Origin of the sequence: Microcystis sp. M113S1, from assembly GCF_020246945.1 — a bacterium.
Classification (GTDB): Bacteria; Cyanobacteriota; Cyanobacteriia; order Cyanobacteriales; family Microcystaceae; genus Microcystis.
Genome location: NZ_JADBSA010000302.1, coordinates 1 through 9579, shown reverse-complemented (window position 1 = coordinate 9579; position 9579 = coordinate 1). Strand labels below are relative to the sequence as shown.

The following is a 9579-nucleotide window of genomic DNA, read 5'->3' as shown; positions in this document are numbered from 1 at the left end:
TTCTTGGATGGAACGCTGCAAATCTTTAGTCAAAAATTTTGAGCGTACTTTACAGCACTCCACTACCAAAATTCATCTCTGTTTTCTTCGACTTCTACTACGACGATTAGCTGTATCCTAAGATACCAAATAGGTTCTATACTTGTCCCTAAAACTGGTTTCTAGCAAGGCTTTCAAAATAGCTTGACATAAAACCTGATTTAGGGGTTACAAAGGTGAGATGCTCCCGTCACTGATTACTGATTACTGATCACTGATCACTGAAAAACTTCCCCACTGCGATGGCTGCATTTTGTCCTCCGAAACCGAAATTAAGACAGAGACAATTGTGCAGGGAAAAATTAACAGCCGATCTAGTTAAATTTAACTGAAAAGGCGACTCGCGCACACCGACACAGGGGGGAATTAGCTGATTTTTCAGGGCCATTAAACAAAAAGCCACACCTAACGCCCCCGAAGCCCCTAAAGTGTGTCCTGTTGCCCCTTTTGTCGAGCTTACAGCCACTTGCGAGCCAAAAATGTTAGCGATCAGGTTTGCCTCCCGTTCATCGTTTAAACGCGTGCTAGTGCCGTGGGCGTGAATGTAATTAATTTCATCTTTTCTTAATTGACTTCTGTGCAAACATAGTTCTATGGCTTTGGTAGCACTACGATTATTAATCGCCGGGGCGCTGACATGATCGGCATCGCAGGTAAAACCATAGCCCAAAATTTGCCCGTAGATGGGGGCATTTCTGCTTAAAGCCAGTTCTTCCGATTCAAGGACTAAAATCGCGCCACCTTCGCCCAAAACCAAGCCCTCTCTAGCTATATCAAAAGGATAACAGCCCGTTTTCGCCAAAGCTCCAATCTGTTCAAATCCCACCAAAGTTAAGGGAGTGATCGGGGTTTCGATCGCCCCGGCTAAAACTCGATCGCATTCTCCCATTTTAATTAATTCTACACCCTGCGCGAGCGACCAGATACCCGTGGCACAGGCCGCCATGGGTGCTAACACTGGGGCGCCGGTTTCTATCAATCTAGCGGTCAATACCGAGGCGCGATCGGGTAAACTATCTAACCAGTTTTCTACTATTCCCGTCGCTGCCATCTGTTCCCATAAACCCTGACAACCGCGACTAGAACCGATAGTGACAGCACAATCCTTTAAGGGAGGGGTTAATTGAGCGTCTTCAAGGGCAGCAATCAGGGCAATTTTGGTTAAATCCTCTAAAAATGCCGGTTTGTGACCGATTAAACCCAGGGGTAATGCGGGTAAATCAGGAAAGGGTTGTTGCCTAGTTATACCAGTTTTGCCCTCTAGTAATCTTTGCCAACTCTGACTTAAATTTCCCAGAGAACTGATCAACCCAATTCCCGTCACCACAACATTCATTTATCAGGTATCAGTTATCAGTTATCAGAATATTACACCTCCTGCAAAGGTAGGATAGTTGTCGCGGAGTCTCGGAGTCTCCTCACCTAACGGAAGATTTTTGATTTTTGCAAGAGGTCTAATGATTTGGTGGGTGACGGCGAATATTAAATTATTGTCGCCCGGTCCCACCCTAACCGATCGCTATTTTTTCAGATTTTCCGCACCGGAAATAACTTTAGCCGAGTCAATTTTATCCCCTTGTTTGATCGTATCGATCACTTCCATTCCCTCAGTTACATAACCAAAAACGGCATAATCACCATCGAGGAAATTGATATCCGACAGGGCAAAATAAAATTGAGAAGAAGCGGAATTAGGTTGTTGAGAACGGGCCATTGCGATTGCACCGCGTTTATGGGGTAAAGCGACGATGGGAGTGCGCGCCGTGGCCTGTTGACCGATTGATTTCCCATAAATCGGCTCTTTTTCGTCTTTAAGGAGAATTTCCAGGGGAACATAACGGGATTGCTTGGTTTCTGGATCAACAAAACCACCAGTTCCGCGACCTTGGGGATCACCACCTTGGGCGACAAAAGGCTGCGGTTCCTTAACCACGCGATGGAAAGTTAAACCATTATAAAAACCTCTCCCCACCAGATCCACAAAGTTACCGGCAGTAATTGGGGCTGCATTGCCATCAATTTCGATCGTTACCGGTTTACCTTTGATTATCATCTCGACGACGGCAGTTCCATCTAAGCGGGGTTTGTAATTATCCATGTTGACACTGCCCGAACTGGCAGGTTGAGAGGTTTGGGTGATACTAGAATTATCGGGGGTGGAATTAGCTTCCGGGGAAGAACAGCCGAAAAGTGTCGTCGTTGTGATTAAAAAAACACAAACTAGAGACAGCCAGCAAGATTTTCTTATCTTCATCATTTTATAGCCAAAAAGAGCGAAAAAAGGCCTACAATCCCTCTAGAGGAATTTCCAGAAAACGAGCGAGTTGCGCTCCTTGATTTTCCAATTCCGAGAGGGACATAGGATCGCCGACGCGAGTTAAAGGGATATCGCGACGCTGTTTAATCCGCAGGAATAGTTCCCGTTTCGGGTTGAGTCCTTCTCGCACTTCGGCCCGCACAGCTTGCACATCTTCGAGAGGCCAATCGAGATCAATGCGACGATTTTTGCCCGGGTAGCCCCAACGAAAGATTTTAACTTTGCCGGTTTCCTTGTTAAACTCGTTGTAACCACCTCCAACATTCCAGAGGAGAGATAACCAGAGATAGATGGCTAAAAGAGTCCCCGCAGTACCGTAAAAGAGGAGGGCGACTCCTTGGGGAATAAATTGTAAGGAACTGGTATCGCTAACGAGAAGTAGATTGACCTTCAAATAACTGGAAAGACCGGCGAGGAGAAACCCTAGACCGCCAATAGAGACGATTACAGCCCAAAAATAGTTACTAGGGCGACGGGAACCCACTACTTCTTGCCGTAGGATCAGGCTATCTTTACTTGTTGTTTGCGCTTTCATGAATTCTTTTTAAGGTTGCCTAGAGTTATTTTACCAGCTTTTTTCTCCCCACTTCCCCCACCCCGACCTAGGGTGTTGATTTGGAGCGGAATGCCGCCAAAATAACTCATACACTTTTTCTCTGATTAAGATCAAGGGTACTCTGTACCGGCGATTGCCTTCCAGAAAAGGTGATAACCTTCCAGAAAAGTTATTACCAATAAAAGGTTGACTTGGAAAGGAATAAATATAGCGTTGCTCCTAAAGATGAAGTGTAATACTTTTTTTCAAAAGTATTGGCAGAGATGGTTAATTAGGGTTTGCCTCAATGGCATCCATTAAACTAAAATCACTGACGACCGACTCAAAGGGTTTGTTAGTATTCTGTTTGGAAGATTTTAAGTAATAGGGAGTAGCGGATAGAGCCCCACAGAAATTAATACCTCGATATTTGTGGATTCTGTCTAATCCTTCTACCCAAATAGTAGCCTCTTTTTCTTCAAATTCTTCTAATTCCTCCTCTTCATTTCCATTAGTTTTATTAGGGTAAATACGATAAGCATGGTGAGCTTCACCATTAAAGACTAAAATGTTACGTTTATTACCCACTTCTTGGGTTAAAATTCGTTTAATCCAAGCGGCATCACTTTCTAAATAGCGGGTACTTTCAACTTCGACTTCTTTTAAATTTCCCTGTGCATCGTATTTTTCCCCTCCTTCAGCGACTTTTAACCGACCTAATGCGATTTGCTGTCCTAAAGTTTCTTGGGTTAGATATCTTGTTCCCCTAGCAGTTTCATTCTTAGCCGCAATCTTAATCACTTCGGCGGCGGTGGTTTTGACTCCCACTTTGACTACTTTTGCTGAATCAGTGCCAGCAGTCGAGGGGATTCTTTTCTCAAAGATATGCCAGTTTGTCACCAAGACTTTACCCTGTCTCAGTTTATCCATCAGGTGAGAGGGTACGAGGTCACGGGTGCGATATAGAGAAGCTTCTCCATTGTCGGGTTGGTTTCATTGTTGATTTTTAAGCAACTCTCTAACCACTAATAATTAAGCTATGAGTATCCAATAGTAATCTCATTACATATAATCCTTAAAGTCCTCTAATGGTTCATCAAAGTCATCACCAATGGAAATTATATTCTTGTCACTGCCAAATAAAGGAGGACGTTTAGGTATGGTTTGAGGTGATACTAATTTTACCATTGGTTGATTATTTCTGGTAATAATTATTTCTTCTCCTGTAGCTGCTTTTTCTAGGAGTTGATTGATTTGCGGTAAGGCTTTATTTATGTCGATAGTTTCCATTTTGGGTACACCTAATCAAGGTTGTTCATCAAAGGGGAAGTTGAGAATCGGTTCGTTGACTTCGTAGGACATAGGGTTATTTAGGATTTTTTTCTTATGTATTAACTCAAGGCAAATTCGGTTAAACTGCGTTTATAGGGAGCCTGAAAACCTAAGACTATATCTTGTTTAGGAACACCAGCCGCGATTAATTGATTAGCAATGCCGATTTCTGTTCCATCTCTTTGAATCCAGATTTTGTCATCTTTTATGTCAAGATGAATAATCACACCATAGATTCGCTTTTGCTCTTTCCAACCCATATTTAAGACTTGGTAATGATGGCGTTTTGTGTCAAAAATAAGTTGAGTTTCTGTGTCATTTTTGCTGTCATGATCTGAATGTTGGGTGAGAATGTCTTGAATCAGTTGAGAGTAGTTTATTCTTTCCATAACACCACTTGAGAAAGTTTAAAATTTAGGGTTATATAATTGTTATTTTAACTTTTTGTTCCGCAATAACTTCATCTGCTGCGTTCATTCCTTCAATGGTAATTTGCCTATCGCCAACGTTTTTAAAAGAGTAGGGAAAGTTCCATTTATTCTCGGTTACTAGCAATTTGTCAGACATCTTATGACCATCTGCCGATATTTTCAGTGTTTTAATATCACCATAAGCTTTTCCTTCAAAATAAACTGGAGAACGCATCAAAAATTTGGTATTTTCTCTTGGATTAGTAATACATAATTTTGGAACTGGTAAATTTGGAACTTGTGAATACAAGAGAATTATAGCCAAACCAGAAAGAACTATTTTCCCGAAGAGTGTTAGATGATCTTTAAATATTCCATTTTGATGATTTTTACAAAATATATTACTCAGACTTCTCACAATTTCTTCCCATCCATTATCTCTTAATAAGAGAACAATTGCGCCCCCGACAATAGCCCCGACAATAGCCCCGACAATAGCCCCGACAATAGCCCCGACAATAGCCCCGATAGCCCCGACAATAGCCCCGACAATAGCCCCAATAGCAAGTGCAAAACTCCATATAAAAGTAATTGCTAGACCTGGTGTTATTTCATTGATTTGGGCAAGCTCAATTGTTGCACCAGTAATTTTTACACCAGTAATTGTTGCATCAGTAATTTCTGTATTAATTGTTACACCAGTAATTATTGCACCAGTAATTGTTGCATCAGTAATTGTTGCACCAGTAATTGTTGCACCAGTAATTTCTCCATTGGTGATTGTTCCATCGGTAATTTGTCCATCGGTAATTTCTTGATTGTTAATTGCTACAATTGTATTGTTGTTAATTTTTTGATTATTATATATTCCATTAATAATGGTGCCATTTGTAGTTATTCTTCCATCGGTAATTTTTCCTAAATTTATAAGATTAATATTTCTGCGCGTTTTATTGAGTAATTCAACACTATTGAGAGCTTCAATCAAGAGATAGATATCCAAGAGAAATAGTACAATTGTAGCTATTATCACCTGTGGGGTAATTAGTTGACAATTAAAATTACTACTCCCAACTAGCAGCCCAACAATCGTAAAAGGAAGAGCGACAGCTACCCCTAACTCAAACTTCAGCCGAAGGACAATTGAGTTAATATAGTCTTTAGCTGTTTCAGTAATATAATGATCAGCAGGGGTATTTTGAATATCTTTTACGTCGGAGTAAGCTGGTTTTTTTTAGATAATTATTCCAAGTGTTTCCTGTCGGATCAAACTGATCTCGATAGAATTTTTCGATTTCTGCGCCAATATCTTCTAAAAGTAATCCAACTGCTAAAGAAATTACTAGCAGAAAGAAAATCATCGCTACTTCATGGGTTGTCCAAAAACCACGAACTGTATCGTTGCTATGCAATAAGTAAACATAAGGAGCGATCGCCACTCCTCCCGGAATGGCAAGGGTGATTAAAGGACGTATAATCTCACGACTGAGAAACTCGCTAGGATTCATGGCTTGACGGTTTTGATGTTAAGTGGGAAGTAGTAGGAAAAAAAAGAAGGACACCCCGATAAATTGTCTTATTGCGAAAACTAACCATCATATACCGGGTTATTCTCAATAAGCATCTTTAGTTTTCGAGGTGTCCAGAAAATTATGCCTTCTGCCAAGGCTCAAATATCGTCTGATCTTCAAATAATTCTTGAGGATCTATTGTTGCATCTAGCTTGCTTAGTATTCCCTTGTCTTTGTATTCTGGCTGTTCATCTAAGCAATGAGCGGCTAATTCACTGCAAATCCACTTGTTATCTCCTTCATGAGCCAGAGTAATGCGTTTCTCGTAGCCATCTCGGGTTAGCTTATTAATTGTCCACCCTACAATACTGTGGACTTTTACCATGTGTTTAATTAAATCAAGGTCATACTTACAGCCTTTTTGCTCCTCGGCTTTTTCGACAATTTTTTTGGCTATATCCGAAGTTAATCCTTTCGGTTTTCTGAAAAAGATTTGACAGTGCAGATCATCAAAATATTCACTCAAATCCTTTTCAGCAACCCCAGTTTCAAGATGAGCTTCAACACATTTATTGTCTCTGGTGACAATTAAAGCATGAGAAACCTTGATGTCACTCATTCGATGCCAACGGGTAAAATAGGCAATTCCTTCAGATATGATGTTTCCTTCACTGTAGGTAAATCCAATATAGCCCACATCGTAGTTACCATCAGGTCCAAATTTAGGGACTAAAGATTTAATTTCAATTGCCATAATGACCTCCAACTTATTTTAATTGCTTAACAACTAACAATTCATTCCCCCGGTCATCAATCACTTTAACGGCAATTTGCCGATGTTCTCCCACTTCAAAAGGTGCGCTGGTTGTCCCTGCTAGATGTTCCCAGACCGACTCCTCATCGGTTCCCTTTAAAGCTTTCTTAATCGAATCCCAAGCGCCGGTACGGGGGAAAAATGCCTGATTGACGTGGAAACATAAACCGTTGTAGTTGCTATCCAAAAACCAAGCGGGGACATTCTTACCCGGTTCTGAGTCCACTTTCATTGTAATCGGGTCAAACCAGAGAATCAACACAGGGTAAGTGCATCTTAAAAATTCTTGACAAAATGAACTTTATGTGGGTTGCCTACCCACGATTCGGGCATATTTGGGTAGGATTTGCCTTCTCAATTGTTAAGCAACAATCGACCAAATGGATCGAGTTCGTAACTATTCTGATTGACTGGTATCGCTTGAAATGCTTACACAGCAAGCGGATAACAAAATTGGTCAATTGTCAATGGCGTTTGAGATGCGCTCACCCCGGATCATTAATTGCCCCTTGGGAGAATTGATAAATTGCCATTATTCTAAGCCATATTCTTCTCTTAATCTTGTTTTTAACTGCTCAAAAACTAATTCACCATCGGTTACATTACCCGCTAAAATTTGCTCGGTTGCACTATCAATTTTTTGCCGTAACTCCTCTAATTGAGGGTTGATTTCCTGACCATCTTCTGCTAAAATAATAATTTCTACTCTTTGACCGGCTCGAAAGGGTAAAGGCGAGGTCAATCTTTATTGTAATACTAAATCCGTTGAGTATAGGCTACATATCAGGAGAGGCACTCATGCAAGAGGCAAGAGGCAAAACGGAGAATAAATAGGGTCTGCTGAAAAAGTTTTTCGTGGGGACAGGGTGTGGGGTGTGGGGTGTAAGTTTTTACCGATTCTGAGGGGGTCAATTACCTAATTTTCAGAGAAAAAGTCCCGGAATTTTCCCCCGATCACTCCCAGAACTGGTAATTTTTGATTGACAAAAAGTCTAAAAGTCTTACCTAACAAGGTTTTTAGATTTATTCAGCAGACCCTAAATAATAAGCTTTTAATAACCAAATTTAGTGTAACCCTTGAACACCCCCAAGAGAGCCGAAAAAAGCGAACTTCTCTAGGGAGAAATTCGCCTTAATTTCCAGAAATTCTGAATTTATTAATTAGGCACGAGCTTCGAGACGACCGTAGAAAATGCCGCGAATTTTCACTTCTTCAGCATCTTTTGCCCCTAAATCGGTGTCGGAAGGCTGCTCACTTTCAAAAACACCAGCAAACTCCCCGGTAGAAGCGTCAACTTTAGTTACCTGTAAAGACATAGTACCTTTACCCAGTTCCGTCGCTTTGACGTTAGCACGCTGGAAATCTTGACTATCAGCACTAGCGGGTAAAGCGACAGCGTTATCATAACCCGTCACCACACCCCGACCTTTGGGATCTAAGAAACCAGCACCACGATAGGAGGGAACTTTAAAGTCGCCTTCAAAATCGGTGGAACTGTTAATCGAGTTAAAGCCGGCTTCGGTTTTGCCGGTGAAACCTTTGATGGTAAAGAACAAGGGAACTCTTTCACCTCCGGGTAATTGTACGGTAACGGGTTGGAAATCGATACCGTCTTCTTCCTTGAGGGTTAAAACACCGTCTTCGCCTACGGTTAAACTCGCTGTCATCTGTTCTAAACTGGTGGTATCTCTGGTTAGGAGTTTACCCGGTATAAAGGTGGCTGCTTCCCGCTTATTAACGGGTTCACCCTTGACAAAATATTCTTGGGGTTCCAAGCATAAATCTGTCACCACATAACTTTCGCCGCGTTCTAAGGGGAGAGTACCCCGGGTGAACTCGGAAATCTGCGGACATTTGTTAGCTAATCCCGTGTTTAAAATTTCATCATAGGTTAGCTCGTTTCTATTCAGGACGGCACTAGGCGCGTCGCTACAAGCTGTCAACACCCCTAAGCACAAGGCTAAAAAGGCAACTAACAAGGCACGAAATCTCATCTATGTCAACCTCTCTTTGTCAATCTTTACAATTACTACCCTTGATCCATAGCCTGATGAATTATCGAATCGGTTGCGCCAATTCACCGAAACTCAGTTTATCAAAGATCAGTGACCATTGAGAAGATGGGAGACAGGGGGCACTCATGCACTCATGCAAAAGGCAGCTTTGTTCTCCCCACACCCCACACCCCACACCCTACACCCTCTTTCAAGTCAGGAGGCTCTAAGTAACTGATAGCTGTTGACATCCTCACCGCCGTAAAACGGACGGTGATTCCCAAACCTCACGATTTAGGTTTCTGCTTCTTTCCCTTGCGGGGTTTCGCACCTGCCTTAACAGATTTACTCTGTTCTGGTCTTATGGTCGCGAACCGGACTGACACCGCAAGTCCTGCGGCCAAAATGTTTTTACTAGCGTTAATATCTCGGTCATGGTGCGTCCCACAGTCTGGACAATCCCACTCTCGAACATTTAACGGCATCTTCTCAGCAATATACCCGCAATTACTACACCGCTTAGAACTAGGAAACCATCTATCTATTTCGATGTAATTTCTCCCATACCAACGGCATTTATAGGCTAATTGTCGGGTAATTTCTCCCCAACTAACGTCAGATATTGC

The 9579-nt window shown here is 41.8% G+C and carries 13 protein-coding genes; all 13 read right to left on the bottom strand.

Translation table 11 applies throughout. The annotated features are described in order from the left end of the window. Nucleotides 1–250: 250 nt before the first annotated feature. Nucleotides 251–1375 carry a beta-ketoacyl-ACP synthase gene (locus IM319_RS15300; RefSeq protein WP_287736151.1) on the bottom strand — a complete coding sequence of 375 codons (1125 nt, stop codon included), beginning with the start codon at nucleotides 1373–1375 and terminating at the stop codon, nucleotides 251–253. Nucleotides 1376–1558: 183 nt separating this feature from the next. Then, on the bottom strand, nucleotides 1559–2296 hold the full coding sequence (locus IM319_RS15295) for a peptidylprolyl isomerase (RefSeq protein WP_287079142.1): 738 nt from the start codon (nucleotides 2294–2296) through the stop codon (nucleotides 1559–1561). 28 nt (nucleotides 2297–2324) lie between these two features. Further along, on the bottom strand, nucleotides 2325–2891 hold the full coding sequence (locus IM319_RS15290) for a photosystem I assembly protein Ycf4 (protein WP_286825872.1): 567 nt from the start codon (nucleotides 2889–2891) through the stop codon (nucleotides 2325–2327). Between the two features lie 288 nt (nucleotides 2892–3179). Then, the gene (locus IM319_RS15285) at nucleotides 3180–3791 is read right to left on the bottom strand and encodes a hypothetical protein (RefSeq protein WP_287736149.1); all 612 of its coding nucleotides are present in this window, start codon (nucleotides 3789–3791) and stop codon (nucleotides 3180–3182) included. Nucleotides 3792–3953: 162 nt separating this feature from the next. Further along, nucleotides 3954–4181, bottom strand: a complete 228-nt coding sequence (locus tag IM319_RS15280; protein ID WP_287686521.1) for a type II toxin-antitoxin system Phd/YefM family antitoxin — start codon at nucleotides 4179–4181, stop codon at nucleotides 3954–3956. Between the two features lie 101 nt (nucleotides 4182–4282). After that, complete coding sequence (locus IM319_RS15275) at nucleotides 4283–4612, bottom strand: XisI protein (protein WP_287736147.1); 330 nt, start codon at nucleotides 4610–4612, stop codon at nucleotides 4283–4285. 31 nt (nucleotides 4613–4643) lie between these two features. Next, entirely contained in the window at nucleotides 4644–5621 is a 978-nt protein-coding gene (locus IM319_RS15270; RefSeq protein WP_287736146.1) for a hypothetical protein, read from the bottom strand. Between the two features lie 196 nt (nucleotides 5622–5817). Next, the gene (locus IM319_RS15265; RefSeq protein ID WP_287736145.1) at nucleotides 5818–6141 is read right to left on the bottom strand and encodes a hypothetical protein; all 324 of its coding nucleotides are present in this window, start codon (nucleotides 6139–6141) and stop codon (nucleotides 5818–5820) included. 142 nt (nucleotides 6142–6283) lie between these two features. Further along, nucleotides 6284–6898, bottom strand: a complete 615-nt coding sequence (locus IM319_RS15260) for a hypothetical protein (RefSeq protein WP_287736143.1) — start codon at nucleotides 6896–6898, stop codon at nucleotides 6284–6286. Between the two features lie 13 nt (nucleotides 6899–6911). Next, nucleotides 6912–7190 (bottom strand): DNA methyltransferase, encoded by a 279-nt coding sequence (locus tag IM319_RS15255; protein WP_287736142.1) that lies wholly within the window; start codon nucleotides 7188–7190, stop codon nucleotides 6912–6914. A 300-nt stretch (nucleotides 7191–7490) separates the two neighbouring features. Continuing rightward, nucleotides 7491–7700: a hypothetical protein gene (locus IM319_RS15250; protein WP_287686529.1), complete on the bottom strand. Its 210-nt coding sequence runs from the start codon at nucleotides 7698–7700 to the stop codon at nucleotides 7491–7493. 419 nt (nucleotides 7701–8119) lie between these two features. Next, nucleotides 8120–8953 carry a photosystem II manganese-stabilizing polypeptide gene (locus IM319_RS15245; protein ID WP_004162736.1) on the bottom strand — a complete coding sequence of 278 codons (834 nt, stop codon included), beginning with the start codon at nucleotides 8951–8953 and terminating at the stop codon, nucleotides 8120–8122. A 287-nt stretch (nucleotides 8954–9240) separates the two neighbouring features. Then, a partial coding sequence (locus IM319_RS15240) for an RNA-guided endonuclease TnpB family protein (protein ID WP_287736140.1) occupies nucleotides 9241–9579 on the bottom strand: 339 nt, incomplete at its 5' end.

Bases quoted from the DNA above. Each gene is read 5' to 3' on its own strand.
- IM319_RS15265 (WP_287736145.1), bottom strand. From the start codon at position 6,141: ATGAATCCTAGCGAGTTTCTCAGTCGTGAGATTATACGTCCTTTAATC.
- IM319_RS15245 (WP_004162736.1), bottom strand. From the start codon at position 8,953: ATGAGATTTCGTGCCTTGTTAGTTGCCTTTTTAGCCTTGTGCTTAGGG.
- IM319_RS15280 (WP_287686521.1), bottom strand. From the start codon at position 4,181: ATGGAAACTATCGACATAAATAAAGCCTTACCGCAAATCAATCAACTC.
- IM319_RS15275 (WP_287736147.1), bottom strand. From the start codon at position 4,612: ATGGAAAGAATAAACTACTCTCAACTGATTCAAGACATTCTCACCCAA.
- IM319_RS15290 (WP_286825872.1), bottom strand. From the start codon at position 2,891: ATGAAAGCGCAAACAACAAGTAAAGATAGCCTGATCCTACGGCAAGAA.
- IM319_RS15255 (WP_287736142.1), bottom strand. From the start codon at position 7,190: ATGAAAGTGGACTCAGAACCGGGTAAGAATGTCCCCGCTTGGTTTTTG.
- IM319_RS15295 (WP_287079142.1), bottom strand. From the start codon at position 2,296: ATGATGAAGATAAGAAAATCTTGCTGGCTGTCTCTAGTTTGTGTTTTT.
- IM319_RS15300 (WP_287736151.1), bottom strand. From the start codon at position 1,375: ATGAATGTTGTGGTGACGGGAATTGGGTTGATCAGTTCTCTGGGAAAT.
- IM319_RS15260 (WP_287736143.1), bottom strand. From the start codon at position 6,898: ATGGCAATTGAAATTAAATCTTTAGTCCCTAAATTTGGACCTGATGGT.